We start from the raw sequence: 17,367 nt of genomic DNA on the forward strand, positions 1-17,367 counted from the left end.
TTGACTCCCCACAGTGGTGACTTGGTGCGGTGACCTGTGCGCTGTCAGCCGGTGAAGCCGGCCACGTTCTCCTTGGTGACCACCTTCACGGGCACCTTCACCGTCGTCTCCACCTTCTTGCCCTGAGCCGCGCGCAGCGCGTTGTCCACGGCGATTTTGCCCAACTGGCTCGGCTGCTGCGCCACGGACGCGTACAGCGTCCCCTGCTTGACCGCGGTCAGCCCGTCGGGCGTGCCGTCGAAGCCTACGACCGAGACCGACCTGCCCGCCTTGGAACCGAGAGCCTTGATGGCGCCGAGGGCCATCTCGTCGTTGGCCGCGATGACGCCCTGGACGTCGGGGTGCGCCTGGAGCAGGTTCGACATCACGTCGAGGCCCTTGGTGCGGTCGAAGTCGGCCGGCTGCTGGGCGAGGACCTGGATGCCGGGGTAGGCCTTCAGCCCCTTGGCGAAGCCCTCGGCCCGCTCGCGCGCCGCCGAAGTACCCGCCTGGCCCTGGAGTATGACGATCTTGCCGCTGCCACCCAGCTCTTCGGCGACGGTCCTGGCGGCGAGTTCACCGCCCACGACGTTGTCGGAGGCGACCAGCGTGTCCACGGCCGCCTTGTTGACGCCGCGGTCGACCGCGATCACCGGGATCTTCGCCTTGTCGGCGGCCTTCACGGAGTTGCTCGCCGCGTCCGAGTCCACCGGGTTGACGATGATCGCGCCGTAGCCGGAACTGGTGAAGTTCTGCAGCTGGTTGGCCTGCTGGGAGGCGTCGTTCTGCGCGTCCGTCACCGTCAGGTCCAGGCCCAGCTTCTTCGCCTCGGCCTGCGCACCGGACCGGATCTGCACGAAGAACGGGTTGTTGAGCGTGGAGAGCGACAGACCGAGCTTGGGCTTCGACGTCGTGGAGGAGTCGTTGTGCAGGAAGGAGGTCGCGCCGACGATCGCGACCGTGACGACGGCGGCGAGGGCGTACGTGGTCGCCTGCTTGCCCCGTCCGCCACCGCTACCGCCGACGCCCGTACCGGAGACGGGAGTTGCGCCCGCCTTGCGTCGCACGGTGTCCAGCAGGACAGCCAGCGCGATGACGACACCGATGACGACCTGCTGCCAGAACGCCGACACCGAAAGGAGATTGAGGCCGTTGCGCAGCACCGCGAGGATCAGTGCGCCGATGAGCGTGCCGGACGCCTTGCCGGTGCCGCCCGCGAGGGAGGCGCCGCCGATGACGACCGCGGCGATCGCGTCCAGCTCGTAGCCGTCGGCGGCCTGCGGCTGCGCGGAGGAGAGCCGGGAGGCGAGGACGATGCCCGCGGCGGCGGCGAACACACCGGACAGGGCGTAGATCGCGAGCTTCTGCTTGGAGACCCGCAGCCCCGAGAGCCGCGCGGCCTCCTCGTTGCCGCCGATCGCGTACATGGACCGGCCGATGTACGTCCGCCCGAGCACGAAGGCGGCGATCAGCCCCATCACGATCATCACCAGGACCGGCACCGGCAGCCAGCCGCCCAGCGTGTCACCGAGGTGCGAGACCGAGTCGGGGAAGGCGATCGGGGAGCCCTGCGAGATCACCAGCGACAGCCCGCGCGCCACCGACAGCATCGCCAACGTCGCGATGAACGGCGGCAGTTTGCCGTAGGCGATGAGGAAACCGTTGACGAGACCCGCCGCGATGCCCGTGGCGATCGCGAGGACGACGGCGAGGACGACCGGGACGCCGTGCTGCGTGGCGCTCCAGGCCAGCACGGTGGCCGAGAGGGCCGCCACGGAACCGACCGACAGGTCGATGCCCGCCGAGACGATCACGAAGGTGACACCGAAGGCGAGGATGGCGGTGACAGCCGCCTGGACACCGACGTTGAGGAGGTTGTCGGTGGTCAGGAAGTCGCCGGACAGCGCCGACATGGCGATGACGAGGACGATGAGCGCGGTCAGCGCCCCGTTGTCCAGGAGCAGTCGGCGGATCCCCGAGGCGCCACTCGCGCCCGGCGTGCTCTTGAGCGTTTCAGTGGCCACGGTGGCCCTCCACAGCGGTAGTTGCTTGGGTCGGTGTGCTGACGGCGAGTGCCATCACGGAGTCCTGCGTGGCCTGTTCGGCGGAGAGCTCACCCGCGATGCGCCCCTGGGCCATGACCAGCACCCGGTCGCTCATGCCGAGGACCTCGGGCAGATCACTGGAGATCATGAGTACGGCGGCACCGGCGGCCGTGAGTTCATTGATGAGTTGATAGATCTCGACCTTGGCGCCGACGTCGATCCCGCGCGTCGGCTCGTCGAGGATCAGCACCTTGGTGTCGGCGAGGAGCCACTTGCCGATGACGACCTTCTGCTGGTTGCCGCCGGACAACGTCCGTACCTGCTGGCCGAGTCCGGCCATCCGCACACCCAGCTGCTTCGCGATCCGCCCGGCGGCCTCGCGCTGCCCCTTGAGGTCGACGAGACCGCCCTTGGTGGCGGCCCGCATGGTGACGAGCCCGAGGTTCTCCTCCACCGACTGGTCGAGGACGAGCCCCTGACCCTTGCGGTCCTCGGGCACGAGCCCGATCCCTGCGGTCATCGCCGCGTTGACGTCGTGCCCGCGCAACGCGGAACCGCCGACCTTCACGGCCCCGTGGTCGTACGGGTCGGCCCCGAAGACAGCCCGTACGACCTCGGTACGACCCGCCCCGACGAGCCCGGCGATGCCGACTACCTCACCGGCCCGCACCTCGAAGCTGATGTCGCGGAAGACACCGTCCCGGGTGAGCCCCTCGACGGAGAGCAACGCGGCGCCGGTGTCGGCCCGTTCACGCGGATACTGCTGCTCGATGGACCGCCCGACCATGAGTCGTACGAGCTCGTCCTCGGGGGTGGAGGCAGGCACCTGCCCGACGGACTTCCCGTCCCGGATGACGGTGACGCGGTCGCCGAGGGCGGCGATCTCTTCCAGGTGGTGGGTGATGAAGACGATCCCGACGCCGTCGGCGCGCAGTTGACGCACGATGGAGAACAGCTTCTCGACCTCTTCCGAGGTGAGGACGGCGGTGGGTTCGTCCATGATCAGCACACGCGCGTCGAGACTCAGCGCCTTGGCGATCTCGACCATCTGGAGCCGCGCGATGCCGAGTTCACGCACACGGGCGCGCGGTGACACGTTCACACCCACGCGCTCCAGCAGAACGGCGGCCTCGGCCTCCATCCGCTTCCGGTCGATCATCCCCAGCCGGCGCGGCTGCCGCCCCAGAAAGATGTTCTCGGCGACCGTCAGATCGGGAACGAGGTTGAACTCCTGGTAGATGGTGGCGATCCCGAGCCGCGCGGAGTCCTGCGCACTGTGGATGCGCACCTCCTCGCCACCGGCCAGGATGCGGCCGCCGTCGGGACGGTAGGCACCGGAGAGCATCTTGATGAGGGTGCTCTTGCCGGCGCCGTTCTCACCGAGCAGCACATGGACCTCGCCCCGGCGCAGATCGAAGTCGACGCCGTCCAGCGCGACGACACCGGGGAAGGTCTTGCGGATGCCCTCGATGCGCAGCAACTCGTCGTCGTTGCTCACGACTTGCTCCTTCGAACAGTTTGAACAGGGGCAGTTGGAACCGGGGGTTGCGCGGGGCCCGGCTCACCGCACGAGCGGCGCACGACGAGCCGGGCGGGAAGGGTGACGGACTCCGGCACCCGCCCCTCGATCCGGTCGACCAGGGCGCGCACGGCGGCCCGCCCCAGCTCGGGGGTCGGCTGGGCGATCGCGGTGATCGGCGGATCGGTGTGCACGAACCACCGGATGTCGTCGAACGCGGCCAGCGCGAGGTCGTCGGGAACCCGCAGCCCACGCGCCCGTACGGCGTCCAGGGCTCCGAGCGCCATCAGGTTGTCGGTGGCGAAGACGACCTCGGGCGGCTCGGGCAGATCCAGGAAGCCCTCGGTGGCCCGCCGCCCGCTCTCGGCCTGGAAGTCGCCCTGCCCGATGTAGGCGTCGGGGAGGGGGATCCCGTACTCGGCGAGCGCGTCCCGGAACGCGTCGACGCGCTCACTGCCGGTCGTGGTGGCAGCGGGCCCCGCGATGATGGCGAGTCTGCGATGCCCCAGCCCGTGCAGATGTGCGACGAGATCCCGGATCGCGGCCCGCCCGTCGGCCCGCACGACGGGCACGTCCAGCCCCGGGATCCACCGGTCGACGAACACCATGGGGGTGCCGGCCCGCGCGGCGTCCAGCATCCCGGGGGAGCCGCCGTCGGTGGGGGAGACGAGCAGCCCGTCGATACGACGGTCCAGCAGCGTCCGCACGTGGTGGTCCTGCAACTCGGGCCGCTCGTCGGCGTTCCCGATGATCACGCTGTACCCCAGCGCGCGGGCCTCCTCCTCGACGGAGCGGGCCAGCTCGGTGAAGTAGGGGTTCAGCACGTCGCTGATGACCAGCCCGAGGGTGCGGGTCTGATCGGTGCGCAGGGAACGGGCGACGGCGTTCGGACGGTAGTCCAGCGCCTCTACGGCGGCCAGCACGCGGGTACGTGCGTCGTCGCTGACCGACGGATGGTCGTTCAGGACACGCGACACCGTGGCGACGGAAACCCCGGCCTCGGCAGCGACGTCCTTGATGCTTGCCATCGCCGTTCCACCTCCTCGTGGAATCGATTACATCGAGGATTGGAATCGATTACATGCAAGTTAACAAGGGGCTGTGACCGGATTGTGATGAACGGTGCCCGGTGGAGCCCGGTGGTTCGCGGGACGGCTCGCGGTGATGGTTGGCCGTGCTGATCGGGCTGCCCTGAACGCCAACGCCGCCTGATCAACAAGACGCGAATCAGCCCTGTTGTCCGGGGTGACCCGCTCTCCTGACCTGGCGGGCAGACCCGGGTGTGAGCTGCCCGATCCCTCCTTGGCACGGGCGCGTCTGTTCCGCGTATCGCGGAGTCACTCTCGACAGGAGCTGGCCGGCATGGCGCTCGGAAATCTCTCGCGACGATCCTTCGTTCTGCTGGCCTCCGCCTCGGCGGGCGCCCTGGTCCCGGGCGCGAAGGCGTGGGCCGCCGGCCCCTCTGCCGACCCGGCCGCACTCGCCGCTACGGCCCCGCCCCTGGTCCGTGTCCGCTCCGCTTCGAGATCGCTGCCGATTCTGGCGGCCATCGCCAACCAGTACTTCGTCGAGGAGAACCTCGACGTCGACTACGCGCAGTTCGTGTCGTCCCGCCCCACGTTCATCCAGGTCGACCAGCGCGAGATCGAATTCATCGTCTCCGCGACGGACAACGCCATCAACTACCAGTTGAACCCGGGCAATCCGGCTGGGCGGATCCTGGACAACGTCATCGTCGCGGCGCACGACCTCGGCCTGGGGCTGGCGCTCGTAGGGGCGGCCGGGTACCCGACGGCGGAGAGCCTGCGGCATCGGCGGGTGGGGGTCGACGTCCCGCACTCCGGATTCGGGCTGCCCGCCGAGAAGATCATGCTCAACGCCGGACTGGTCGCCGGAACGGACTACACGCTGATCTCGGCCGGTAGCACACCGGCACGTTTTCAGGGCCTGCTCGACGGGCTGTGGGAAGCGGCCATCATCAACGCCGAAGGCGTGGTGCGCGCCAGGGAAGCCGGCCTGCCGGTCATCGGGGTCGTGGCGGACACCGTCCAGCCGTACCAGGGAGGAATGCTCGCGTCGAGTCGCGGCTGGCTCAAGGACAACCCCGGCACGGCCGTCCGCTTCCTCCGAGCCTTCATTCGCGGCATGACGTGGGTGTTCGACCGACGCCACCGTGACGCGGCCGTTCAGTTACTGGTGGACGACGAGACCTCGCCCGAGCTCGCCGCGAAGATATACGACCTCGACGTCGCCGCCGACGGTCTCTCCAGACGCGCCGCCCTGAGCCCGGCGGGCTTCCGTAACGTGCTGGAACTGCGTGCCGAGTTCAACGGCTTCGAGCTACCGGAGGACCTTGATCTGCTCGCCTCGCCGCAGGGCGGGTTGTACGACCTCGGCTATTACCGCGCTGCGGCTCGGAGTTGCGGATGCCGGCCGGCTTCGGGTGCGCTCCTGCAGGAGGGGCGGGCTGGTGTGAACGTCTGATCCGTCCCCTGAACTGGCGCGCCCTGCGCGGCAGTCCGGCAGTCCCGGCAGACCAGTGCTCAAGCGGCGCCGAGCTCGCACCACACGAGCTTCCCCTGGCTGCCGTTTCTGGACAGCGGCTGCCAGCCCCACTGATCGGCGCAGGCTCGGACCAGCGCGAGACCGCGCCCGTCCTCCGCGTCGCCGAGTTCCTCCAACGACCGTGGCGGGTCCGGCGGTTCGGGGTCGGCGTCCCAGGCCCCGAGCCGGAGGACTCCGTCGGACCATTCGACTCGCAGGGCGGCGGGCCCCTTCGTGTGCTGTACGGCGTTCGCGACCAGCTCCGTCGCGAGGAGCTCGGCGGTGTCCGCCAGCCGGATCAGACCGTGCATGGTGAGGATCAGCCGGAGGGTGCGGCGGCTGACGGTGACGGCACGCGGGTCGTTCGGGACGCAGAGGCAGTACTCCCAGGGGCTGGGTGGGATCGGGCTTTCGGGCATGCGTCAACTCCGGTTCGGTGGTGGGGATTCGGAGGGCCGCGGGGGTTGCGAGCGGTGGCATTGCCACAGCCGTCGTGGCAGGACGGAGTGGTGCGCTTCCGGTGTCCCGGTGTTTCCGCAGTGTGTGCGTCGCGTCACTGAAGGCAGTCGTGGCATTGAGGCGCGAGCCAACGGCACGTCAGATGCGCCTGGCGATCGAGTTGCGCAGACTCCGCGACGCAGCAGGCCTCGCGGCCCGCGAGGGGGCGGCGCTGCTGGGAGTGAGCCCCGCGCAGATCAGTCAGATCGAGGCGGGCCTCGCCGGCGTGAGTGAAAAGCGGCTGCGTCGCCTGGCGGCCAACTATGCAGCCACGGATGGGGAGTTCATTGACGCCCTCGTTGCCATGGCGACCGACCGGACGCGAGGCTGGTGGGAGGAGTACCGGGGATCCCTGCCCACGTCCTTCCTCGGCCTGGCCGAGTTGGAACATCACGCGACGTTCCTGCGTGAGGTCCAGTTCCAGTACATCCCCGGCCTGCTCCAGACCGAGGATTACGCTCGCGCCATTTTCTCCGACGGGATCCCTGAACTCCCCGATGGAGACCTGGAGTTGCGCGTGCGGCACCGGATGCAGCGCAAGGTGATCCTCGAAGGCCCCGATCCCAAACCCTACGAAGGGATCATCCACGAGGCAGCACTCCGCGTCCGCGTCAGCGACCGCGCCGCCTCGCGGGCCCAACTCGCCAGCCTTCTCGAAGCCTCCGAGGCGGGCAATGTCACCGTGCGGGTCGTCCCGTTCGATCTGGATGGCTTCGGCGGGTCCTGGGCCGCCATGATGCTGGCAGGCGGTGCCGTACCCAGGCTGGACACGGCCGTCGGCGATGCGCCTCACGCTGCAGCTTTCGTCGATTCCGAGGCCCAGCTCGGCGTATTTCGAACGCTCTTCCGTAGGGTAGAAGGCATGTCGCTCAGTCCCGAGCGGTCACGTGACTTCATTAATGGGCGGGCCAAAGAGCTGTGAGGCACTCCATGGACATGCGCGAGCACTGGCGGAAGTCGTCGTACTCAGGCGCCGGGGACGGCAACTCCTGCGTGGAGATCGCCAACCGCCCCACTCACATAGCCATACGTGACTCCAAGACCCCGACCCGCGCGACCCTCACCTTCCCCACCCCCGCCTTCACCGCCTTCGTCGAAGCCCTGAAGCGACAGCACCCCCACTTCTGACTCCCCACCCCACTGTCACACCCACCCGATACCGTCGACCCATGCCCACCCAGCAGCCGACACCCCCGGGGAACCCCACAGGCGAGCGCCACCTCGCCGTCCTCGAAGGCGTCCTGGAGCGGATCACCTACGCCAACGAGGAGAACGGCTACACGGTCGCCCGTGTCGACACCGGCCGCGGCGGCGGCGATCTCCTCACCGTCGTAGGCGCGCTCCTCGGCGCCCAGGCCGGCGAATCCCTCCGTATGGAGGGCCGTTGGGGCTCGCACCCGCAGTACGGCAAGCAGTTCACCGTGGAGAACTACACGACGGTCCTCCCGGCCACCATCCAGGGCATCCGCCGTTACCTCGGCTCAGGCCTCGTCAAGGGCATCGGACCCGTCTTCGCGGACCGCATCACCCAGCACTTCGGCATGGACACCCTCCAGATCATCGAGGAGGAGCCCAAGCGCCTCATCGAGGTCCCGGGGCTCGGCCCCAAGCGCACCAAGAAGATCGCCGAGGCCTGGGAGGAGCAGAAGGCGATCAAGGAGGTCATGCTCTTCCTCCAGACCGTCGAGGTGTCCACGTCGATCGCGGTGCGCATCTACAAGAAGTACGGCGACGCGTCGATCTCCGTCGTCAAGAACCAGCCGTACCGCCTCGCCTCCGACGTCTGGGGCATCGGTTTCCTCACCGCCGACAAGATCGCCCAGTCCGTCGGGATTCCCCATGACAGCCCGGAGCGCGTCAAGGCGGGCCTCCAGTACGCCCTTTCGCAGGCCACCGACCAGGGCAACTGCTATCTCCCCGAGGAGAGGCTGATCGCGGACGCGGTGAAGCTGCTGCAGGTCGACACCGGGCTCGTCATCGAGTGCCTTGCCGAACTCGCCCTCCCTGACGAGGAGTCGGGCGACCCCGGCGTCGTACGGGAGAAGGTCCCCGGGCCCGACGGCGACTCGGAACCCGTCACCGCCGTCTACCTCGTCCCCTTCCACCGTGCCGAACTCTCCCTCGCCGCCCAGCTCCGCCGCCTCCTGCACACGCAGGCCGACCGCATGCCCGGCTTCCACGACGTTGCCTGGGACAAGGCGCTGGGCTGGCTGAAGGGTCGTACGGGCGTGGAGTTGGCGCCCGAGCAGGAGGCCGCCGTCCGGCTCGCGCTCACCAAGAAGGTCGCCGTACTGACCGGTGGGCCCGGCTGCGGCAAGTCCTTCACGGTCCGCTCGATCGTCGAACTCGCCCGCGCCAAGAAGGCCAAGGTCGTCCTCGCCGCCCCAACCGGCCGTGCTGCCAAGCGACTCGCCGAACTCACCGGCGCCGACGCGTCGACCGTCCACCGGCTGCTGGAGCTTAAGCCCGGGGGCGACGCAGCCTACGACAAGGACCGGCCCCTGGACGCCGATCTGGTCGTAGTGGATGAAGCCTCCATGCTTGATCTCCTCCTCGCCAACAAGCTTGTCAAAGCCGTTCCCCCGGGAGCCCATCTCCTCTTCGTCGGCGACGTGGACCAGCTCCCCAGCGTGGGCGCCGGTGAGGTGCTGCGGGACATGCTGGCCGACGGCGGGCCCGTCCCCGCCGTGCGCCTCACGCGCGTGTTCCGCCAGGCCCAGCAGTCCGGTGTGGTCACCAACGCGCACCGGATCAACTCCGGGCAGCATCCGGTCACCGACGGCATGAAGGACTTCTTCCTCTTCGTCGAGGACGACACGGAAGAGGTCGGCCGACTCACCGTGGACGTCGTGGCGCGCAGGATTCCGGCCAGGTTCGGGCTCGATCCGCGCCGGGACGTACAGGTGCTCGCGCCCATGCACCGGGGACCGGCGGGCGCGGGCAACCTCAACGGGCTGCTGCAGCAGGCGATCACGCCCGGCCGGCCCGACCTCGCCGAGAAGCGGTTCGGCGGCCGGGTCTTCCGGGTCGGCGACAAGGTCACCCAGATCCGCAACAACTACGAGAAGGGCGCCAACGGCGTCTTCAACGGCACGGTCGGCGTCGTCACCTCACTCGACCCGGTGGACCAGCGCCTCACGGTGCTGACGGACGAGGACGAGGAGGTTCCGTACGAATTCGATGAACTGGACGAGTTGGCGCACGCGTATGCGGTGACAATCCACCGGTCGCAGGGGAGTGAGTATCCGGCTGTGGTGATCCCGGTCACCACGAGCGCGTGGACGATGCTTCAGCGGAACCTGTTGTATACGGCCGTCACCCGGGCCAAACAGCTGGTCGTGCTGGTCGGATCGCGCAAGGCCATCGGCCAGGCCGTGCGTACCGTGTCGGCCGGGCGGCGCTGCACGGCGCTGGACTTCAGACTGACCGTAAAAAATGATCGATCAAATGAGTCATGAAGGTCACACAGCACTTCCAGTTGCCGGGGTGGAGGGGGCAGGATGAACAGGTTGGCGGCACTGAGTGCCGTCAATAGGCCCAATGGTCGACCCCGAGTGCACTCTCCTGCGCCAAATGGGGGATGGTAGAGACAGTCAGGGCAACCTCGAAGAAGAGGCACAACGTCGGTGAGGGATGACGTGAGCGACAACTCTGTAGTACTGCGGTACGGCGACGGCGAGTACACCTACCCGGTGATCGACAGCACCGTCGGCGACAAGGGCTTCGACATCGGGAAGCTCCGTGCCCAGACCGGTCTGGTGACGCTGGACAGCGGTTATGGGAACACCGCCGCCTATAAATCCGCCATCACCTACCTCGACGGTGAGCAGGGCATCCTCCGGTACCGCGGCTACCCGATCGAGCAGCTGGCCGAGCGCTCCACCTTCGTGGAGGTCGCCTACCTGCTCATCAACGGCGAGCTGCCTACCGTCGACGAGCTCACCGTGTTCAAGAACGACATCACGCAGCACACCCTGCTGCACGAGGACGTCAAGAACTTCTACAAGGGCTTCCCGCGCGACGCCCACCCGATGGCGATGCTGTCGTCGGTCGTCTCGGCGCTGTCCACCTTCTACCAGGACAGCCACAACCCGTTCGACGAGAAGCAGCGCAACCTCTCCACGATCCGGCTGCTCGCCAAGCTTCCGACCATCGCGGCGTACGCGTACAAGAAGTCGATCGGCCACCCGTTCGTCTATCCGCGCAACGACCTCGGCTACGTCGAGAACTTCCTGCGCATGACCTTCTCGGTCCCCGCCCAGGAGTACGACCTCGACCCGGTCGTCGTCTCCGCGCTCGACAAGCTGCTGATCCTGCACGCGGACCACGAGCAGAACTGTTCGACCTCGACGGTCCGCCTCGTCGGCTCCTCGCAGGCCAACATGTTCGCCTCGATCTCGGCCGGCATCAACGCGCTGTGGGGCCCGCTGCACGGCGGCGCCAACCAGTCCGTCCTGGAGATGCTGGAGGGCATCCAGGCCAACGGCGGCGATGTCGACTCCTTCATCCGCAAGGTGAAGAACAAGGAGGACGGCGTCCGCCTGATGGGCTTCGGCCACCGGGTGTACAAGTCCTTCGACCCGCGCGCGAAGATCATCAAGTCCGCCGCGCACGACGTCCTCTCGGCCCTCGGCAAGTCCGACGAGCTGCTGGACATCGCGCTCAAGCTCGAAGAGCACGCGCTGTCGGACGACTACTTCGTCTCGCGCAACCTCTACCCGAACGTCGACTTCTACACCGGCCTGATCTACCGGGCCATGGGCTTCCCGACCGAGATGTTCACGGTCCTGTTCGCCCTCGGCCGCCTCCCGGGCTGGATCGCCCAGTGGCACGAGATGATCAAGGAGCCCGGCTCCCGCATCGGGCGCCCGCGTCAGATCTACACGGGCGTGGTCGAGCGCGACTTCGTGCCGGTCGAGGGTCGCTAGACGCTCCGCTGGGTCCGCCGATTCTTGTCTGCGGGCCCGGTGGGGGCTGGTCGCGCCCACGCGGCGGAGCCGCACATGTCACAGCCCCGCGCCCCTGAAAACCCCTAAGAACGGGTCCGCTGCAACACGGCGCCCCTTCGACTCCCTCCCCTCAAGCGGCGAGTGAGCCGAAGGGGCGCGCCGGTGTCGAGAGCGCGGAGGCCCGCAGGGTCGAGCACGATCGCGCTCTCAGCCCCGACTTCGCCGCCCCGGAGGCGAACCGAGCCTCAAAAAAGAAGGGGAAGAAGGCGCCCTGCCGACGGTCCCCCCACGGGCCGGCGTACAGGGCGCCTTCCCATGTCCCGGTGCGGATTCCCCCCACGGGATCCGGCCGGGCGCCTGTGAGAACCAGCGCCTGAATCGCTGTCGTGCCGAAGCTCGGTGAAACTGAGCTTCGTTGAACTGAGCAGAACGAGCAAAACTCCTCGTACTACTGGGTGGAGCCAGTGATGTGTGCGATCTGCCGGGACACCGCACGACGGGAGGGCCGCTCAAAGCTCCCCGGTGTACGTGTCCCGGCAACGCATCTCTGAGGAAGTCCCCCAAGACATCCTCAGATGCCAGTTCGCGCCCCCCAAGACGCTTGCTGACATCGTCAACTTAGACCTTCGAACCCCTTCGATGGTTACGTTCACATCACTGTGATCTGCGTCTCTTGCATATGTCCGTTAGATGCGCAAGAGCCCCGATGTCGCGGTCGGGACCCCAGCGTAAGGATGATGCGCGAGGCTTGTGAAGAGCTTATGTGAGGCCGTCGTCGGTCTCTAGAGGGACTCTTACTTCAGGTCCCGGTAACTCCCGGTAACTTTGGGGAACTTCAGCGAAATGTCCGGAGTCGCAGGCTGTTGGAGACCACGAACACCGAGGAGAAGGCCATCGCGGCCCCCGCGATCATGGGGTTCAGCATGCCCGCGGCGGCCAGCGGAAGCGCCGCCACATTGTATCCAAAGGCCCATACGAGATTGCCCTTGATGGTGCCGAGCGTTCTCCGGGAGAGCCGGATCGCGTCCGCGGCCACCAGCAGGTCCCCGCGCACCAGGGTCAGATCGCTCGCCTCGATCGCCGCGTCCGTCCCGGTGCCCATCGCGAGCCCCAGGTCCGCGGTGGCGAGCGCGGCGGCGTCGTTGACCCCGTCGCCCACCATCGCGACGGTCCGCCCCTCGCTCTGCAGCCGTCGTACGACGTCGACCTTGTCCTCGGGCAGTACCTCGGCGATGACGTCCCCGGGGGGGATCCCGACGGCGGCGGCCACCGCTTCCGCGACCGCGCGGTTGTCGCCGGTCAGCAGCACCGGGGTGAGCCCGAGCGCGCGCAACTCCCGTACGGCCTCGGCGCTGGTCTCCTTGACCGCGTCGGCGACCGCTACGACCCCGCGCGCCTCTCCGTCCCAGCCGACCACCACGGCCGTACGACCGCGGCTCTCGGCCTCGGAGGCGGCTCGGGTCAACTCCTCGGGCAGGGTGTCGTAGAGGCGCCCCACGGCCACCTCACGGCCTTCCACGCGCCCGCGCACGCCGCGTCCGGGCACGTTCTCGAAATGCTCGGCCGACGGCAGCGGTCCCACCCGCTCCTCCGCGCCCGCCGCCACGGCCCGCGCGACGGGGTGCTCGGAGGCGTGCTCCAGGGCGCCCGCGAGCCGCAGCAGCTCGTGCTCGTCGGTGCCTTCGGCGACGTGGACCTCCTGGAGAGTCATGCGGCCGGTGGTGATCGTGCCCGTCTTGTCGAGGACGACGGTGTCGACGCGGCGGGTGGACTCCAGGACCTCGGGGCCCTTGATCAGGATGCCCAGTTGGGCGCCGCGGCCGGTGCCGACCATGAGGGCGGTCGGGGTGGCCAGGCCCAGCGCGCACGGGCAGGCGATGATCAGCACGGCGACGGCCGCGGTGAACGCGGCGGCCGCATCGCCGGTGACCGCGAGCCACACCCCGAAGGTGCCGAGCGCGATCAGCAGCACCACCGGCACGAAGATCCCGGAGATCCGGTCGGCGAGCCGCTGCACCTCGGCCTTGCCGTTCTGCGCGTCCTCCACCAGCCGCGCCATGCGCGCGAGTTGGGTGTCCGAACCGACCCGGCTCGCTTCTACGACCAGTCGCCCGCCGGCGTTGACCGTCGCGCCGGTGACGGTGTCACCCGGTGCCACGTCCACCGGTACCGACTCGCCGGTCAGCATCGACGCGTCGACCGCCGAGACGCCCTCGACGACGGTGCCGTCGGTCGCGATCTTCTCCCCGGGCCGTACGACGAAACGGTCCCCGACCGCCAACTCGCCGACCGGGAGCCGTACTTCACGACCGTCCCGCAGGACCGCGACGTCCTTGGCGCCCAACTCCATGAGTGCGCGCAGGGCCGCGCCCGCCCGCCGCTTGGAGCGGGCCTCCAGATAGCGGCCCAGCAGGATCAACGCGACGACTCCGGCGGCCACTTCGAGGTAGATCGTCGAGGCGCCGTCCGTGCGCGAGACGGTGAGACGGAACTCGTCGTGCATGCCGGCCATGCCCGCGTCGCCCCAGAACAGCGCCCACAGCGACCAGCCGAACGCGGCCATTGTGCCGACCGAGACCAGGGTGTCCATGGTGGCGGCGCCGTGCCGGGCGTTGGTGAACGCGGCCTTGTGGAACGGGAGTCCGCCCCAGACGACGACCGGCGCGGCCAGAGTGAGCGCGAGCCACTGCCAGTTGTCGAACTGCAGGGCCGGGACCATCGAGAGGAGGACTACGGGCAGAGCGAGGACGGCCGAGACGGTCAACCGCTCGCGCAGGGAGGCGAGTTCGGGATCGTCGTGACGGGGCTGTGCCTCCGGCTCCGGCGGCGCGGGTTCCTCGGCGGTGTACCCGGTCTTCACCACGGTCGCGATGAGGTCGGCGACCTGGATGCCCGCCGGGTAGCTGACTTTCGCCTTCTCCGTCGCGTAGTTGACGGTGGCGCTGACGCCGTCCATGCGGTTGAGCTTCTTCTCGACGCGGGCCGCGCAGGAGGCACAGGTCATCCCGCCGATGAGCAGCTCGACCTCGGCCGCTTCGGTGGCCGGGGCTGTGCCGGTGACTGTGGTGGTGCGGGTGTCTGTGGTGGTGCTGGTCATGTCCGGACTCCAGACATCGGACCGGATCGCGCGGAGCCAGTATCAGCTGGTCGGCACGGCCAGGTCGGAGACAACGGAAGTGTCGTGCTGGCGCTGATTCAGACCTGGCCGACGAGCTCGAAGCCCGCCTCGTCGACGGCCGCGCGGACGGCCTCGGTGTCGAGTGGGGCGGCCGACACGACGGTGACCTCGCCGGTCGACGCGACGGCCTTCACCGAGCTGACGCCGGGCAGTTCGGAGATCTCGCCGGAGACGGAGCCCTCGCAGTGTCCGCAGCTCATCCCGCTCACCTTGTAGACGGTGGTGACGGAATGCTGGGTGTCGGTCTGGGCGCTCATGTCGTTCTCCTCGTGGAGGCGTGTGGAGGCAGTTTGGGTCGGAGTGGCCCACGGTGGCCCACTCTGGAACCCAGGGTATACCCCTAGGGGGTATTTCTCCAAGACGGGTCGCGGCGGGCCAGGGACCGCACCCAGCCGACGCCGAGCAGTGCCACGAGGGCCATCCCGCCCATCGAGAACATCGTGAAGAGGTGCTCCTGCTGGTCGGTCGGCCGGGGGATGTACCCCTGGGCGAACAGGTGCCTGTCCAGGCCCGCGCCGGACAGCCGTGCCACCAGCCAGATCGCGATGCCGTGCGTGGAGTCCCACAGGGCGTGCAGCACCGAGACGCCGAGGTAGGTGCCGACGACAGGGCCGGTGAAGCGGAAGCGACCGTTCAGCTGCCGGTAGGAGAGCAGGACCGCACCCGCGACCGCCGTCCACAGGCCGTGCCCGAAGGGCGCGAGGACCCCGCGCAGGATCTCGGTCTCCAGGAGCGCCCGCAGATCGATGCCCCTGGTGGAGACGGCCGCGTTGAAGGCGTACCCCGCGCTCTCCAGGGCCGCGAAACCGAAGCCGACCGTCGCGCCGAGCACCAGTCCCGCGCGGATCCCGTGCAGCCGCGGTTGCCGGCGCAGCACGAACATCAGCGCCCCGAGCTTCGCGGCCTCCTCGATCAGCCCGACGCCGGCGAACATCCCCAGGGAGGGATGCAGCAGGTAGTACTCCATCACCGAGGCGCCGAGCACCCCGAGGGTGCCGCCGGTCAGGAAGCAGCCCAGGATCACGCTGACACCCAGGTCGCGCCCGTGCCGCTCGTACGCCCACAGGACGAAGGTCACCGGCACCAGGAAGCTGCCGAGCAGGATCAGTGTCGGCAGCAGGGTGGTGTTCCGCGTCTCGTACGTGACCAGCGCGGTCAGCGCCCACAGTGCCAGCCCGCCGCCCAGGCAGTGCCTCCACAGGCCGGTGCGGATCTGGGGGTACGTCGGCGGCGGCTGCTGCGGCCCGGGGATGCGGGCCCGGGGCGCGCCGGGCGGCGGAGAGTAGGTCACGGCAAATCCCCTCGTACTCCTACAGGGCAGATTTACCGGCACTTTATGGTAGATACACCCCATGCCGCAGTCCGGGACGCTCGCCCTGATCATGGCCGTCGCCGTACCGGCACCCCTGCCGGCCTACGGGACCGGCCGCCGGCTCCCGGTCCCGCCGGTCGTCTTCGAGATCCTGCCGGCGTCCTCGCGGGGCCGGCCGTACTCGGCTGGGCGGGCGACGGACAGGTGATCGACACCCCGTCCGATCCGACCTGGGTCTGACGATGCCGGGCACGGCCCTGCCGGTGCTTCGCGACGCCGGGAACCTGCACTCGCGCCTCGGGTCCGTGATGCCGGCGGTCGGCGGGGTGGGGGAGTTCGGGCGGGGCCGGTCATCGCCATGGCCTGCACGGCAGCCGTCGGTTCGCCGTACGGCTCGTGACGCTCCTGGCGCTGTTCGTCCTCGTCCGCGGCTTTCCGGTCCACGTCCTCGCCCCGCGCGATCCCTTACGGCGGGACGCGGCGCGCCCTCACCGCCCTCGCCTCCACCGCGCTGCCCCTGGTCGTCGCCATCACTGCCATCACCGCCATCGGGGCCGACGGCAAGGTCCTGAAGACGGCGGGCGCGGTGGCGCCGGTCGGTGCGGAAGGGGCGGTCAGGGGGTCCGAGTCGTGGTGAGGTCCGCGGTGGCCCGGTACTCGGTGAGCAGCGGTTCCAGATAGCGGATCAGGACGTTCTTCAACTCCCGGACGTACGCGTCGCGTTCGGCGCCCTCGTGGGAGAGGACCAGTTCCAGGCCGGCCTTGTAGAGGCCCAGGCACAGGTGCGCGGTACGGGTGACGTCGGCGGCGGGGGCGCCGGGCAGGAACGCCGCGATGAGTGCCTCGACCTGGCCGAGCAGGTGTGCGTGCAGCGCGTCGTGCTCCTCGGTGAGCCGGCCGGGGATGTCCGGGCCGTGCATCAGGGCGAAGAACACCGGGTGCTGGCAGCTGAAGGCGGTGAAACGGTCGACGACGGTGCCGATCGCCTCCTCCAGTGGGGTCGACGGGTCGACCGCGGCGAGCGCTTCGCCGGTGGTCTCCCGCATCCGGTGGATGAGCCGGTCGCCCAGCTCGATCGCGATCGCTTCCTTGTTGGGGAAGAACTGGTAGAGCGTGCCCGGTGAGACGCCTGCCTCGCGGGCGATGGCGTTGGTGCTGGAGGCCGTGTAGCCCGTCGTGCAGAAGACGTTGGCGGCGGCCTCCAGCAGCTGGGCGATGCGGCGCTCGCCGCGGGCCTGGCGGCGGGGGCCGGCCTTCTCCTGGTCCACGGACACGAGTTATCCCCAGCTCTCCGAACGGCGTTGACAAACGCGAGCGGTCACTCGCATTCTGATCCTGGCGAA

13 protein-coding genes and 1 pseudogene are annotated in these 17,367 nt (G+C 68.9%); 6 read left to right on the forward strand and 8 right to left on the reverse strand.

The window, feature by feature from the left end; all coding sequences use genetic code 11:
* Nucleotides 1-44 precede the first annotated feature (44 nt).
* The 3 genes from AB0I51_RS00670 to AB0I51_RS00680 are packed head-to-tail and all read right to left on the reverse strand — an operon-like array spanning nt 45 to nt 4,571.
* The gene (locus AB0I51_RS00670; protein ID WP_362969954.1) at nt 45-2,003 is read right to left on the reverse strand and encodes a substrate-binding domain-containing protein; all 1,959 of its coding nucleotides are present in this window, start codon (nt 2,001-2,003) and stop codon (nt 45-47) included.
* The gene (locus AB0I51_RS00675) at nt 1,993-3,522 is read right to left on the reverse strand and encodes a sugar ABC transporter ATP-binding protein (RefSeq protein ID WP_362969956.1); all 1,530 of its coding nucleotides are present in this window, start codon (nt 3,520-3,522) and stop codon (nt 1,993-1,995) included. Before AB0I51_RS00675 ends, AB0I51_RS00670 begins: the two co-directional genes overlap by 11 nt.
* Nucleotides 3,519-4,571 (reverse strand): LacI family DNA-binding transcriptional regulator, encoded by a 1,053-nt coding sequence (locus tag AB0I51_RS00680; protein ID WP_362969958.1) that lies wholly within the window; start codon nt 4,569-4,571, stop codon nt 3,519-3,521. The genes AB0I51_RS00675 and AB0I51_RS00680 overlap by 4 nt, the downstream gene beginning before the upstream one ends.
* Nucleotides 4,572-4,905: 334 nt before the next feature.
* On the opposite strand from AB0I51_RS00680, the gene AB0I51_RS00685 reads away from it, so the two are divergent.
* Nucleotides 4,906-6,027, forward strand: coding sequence for an ABC transporter substrate-binding protein (locus AB0I51_RS00685; protein WP_362969960.1), 1,122 nt, complete (start codon nt 4,906-4,908; stop codon nt 6,025-6,027).
* Nucleotides 6,028-6,086: 59 nt separating this feature from the next.
* On the opposite strand, the gene AB0I51_RS00690 is transcribed toward AB0I51_RS00685, so the two are convergent.
* Complete coding sequence (locus AB0I51_RS00690; protein WP_362969962.1) at nt 6,087-6,506, reverse strand: ATP-binding protein; 420 nt, start codon at nt 6,504-6,506, stop codon at nt 6,087-6,089.
* Between the two features lie 182 nt (nt 6,507-6,688).
* On the opposite strand from AB0I51_RS00690, the gene AB0I51_RS00695 reads away from it, so the two are divergent.
* From AB0I51_RS00695 to AB0I51_RS00710, 4 genes are all read left to right on the forward strand, one after another.
* On the forward strand, nt 6,689-7,507 hold the full coding sequence (locus AB0I51_RS00695; protein ID WP_362969964.1) for a helix-turn-helix transcriptional regulator: 819 nt from the start codon (nt 6,689-6,691) through the stop codon (nt 7,505-7,507).
* Between the two features lie 8 nt (nt 7,508-7,515).
* Entirely contained in the window at nt 7,516-7,713 is a 198-nt protein-coding gene (locus tag AB0I51_RS00700) for a DUF397 domain-containing protein (RefSeq protein ID WP_362969966.1), read from the forward strand.
* 41 nt (nt 7,714-7,754) lie between these two features.
* Nucleotides 7,755-10,043, forward strand: a complete 2,289-nt coding sequence (locus AB0I51_RS00705) for an ATP-dependent RecD-like DNA helicase (RefSeq protein ID WP_362969968.1) — start codon at nt 7,755-7,757, stop codon at nt 10,041-10,043.
* A 180-nt stretch (nt 10,044-10,223) separates the two neighbouring features.
* Entirely contained in the window at nt 10,224-11,513 is a 1,290-nt protein-coding gene (locus AB0I51_RS00710; protein WP_362969970.1) for a citrate synthase, read from the forward strand.
* Nucleotides 11,514-12,369: 856 nt separating this feature from the next.
* Here the strand turns inward: AB0I51_RS00710 and AB0I51_RS00715 are convergent.
* The 3 genes from AB0I51_RS00715 to AB0I51_RS00725 form a co-directional block, all read right to left on the reverse strand.
* Nucleotides 12,370-14,631, reverse strand: a complete 2,262-nt coding sequence (locus AB0I51_RS00715; protein ID WP_362969972.1) for a heavy metal translocating P-type ATPase — start codon at nt 14,629-14,631, stop codon at nt 12,370-12,372.
* Nucleotides 14,632-14,729: 98 nt separating this feature from the next.
* Nucleotides 14,730-14,969, reverse strand: coding sequence for a heavy-metal-associated domain-containing protein (locus AB0I51_RS00720; protein ID WP_362969974.1), 240 nt, complete (start codon nt 14,967-14,969; stop codon nt 14,730-14,732).
* 83 nt (nt 14,970-15,052) lie between these two features.
* A complete protein-coding gene (locus tag AB0I51_RS00725) occupies nt 15,053-16,003 on the reverse strand; it encodes a PrsW family intramembrane metalloprotease (protein WP_362969976.1) in 951 nt (316 codons plus the stop codon).
* A 61-nt stretch (nt 16,004-16,064) separates the two neighbouring features.
* On the opposite strand from AB0I51_RS00725, the pseudogene AB0I51_RS00730 reads away from it, so the two are divergent.
* Nucleotides 16,065-16,595 (forward strand): annotated as a pseudogene (locus AB0I51_RS00730) (cation:proton antiporter); the annotation flags it as partial.
* 43 nt (nt 16,596-16,638) lie between these two features.
* Here the strand turns inward: AB0I51_RS00730 and AB0I51_RS00735 are convergent.
* Complete coding sequence (locus tag AB0I51_RS00735) at nt 16,639-17,298, reverse strand: TetR/AcrR family transcriptional regulator (protein WP_362969978.1); 660 nt, start codon at nt 17,296-17,298, stop codon at nt 16,639-16,641.
* Nucleotides 17,299-17,367 lie beyond the last annotated feature (69 nt).

Origin of the sequence: Streptomyces sp. NPDC050549, assembly GCF_040655035.1 — a bacterium.
Classification (GTDB): Bacteria; Actinomycetota; Actinomycetes; order Streptomycetales; family Streptomycetaceae; genus Streptomyces.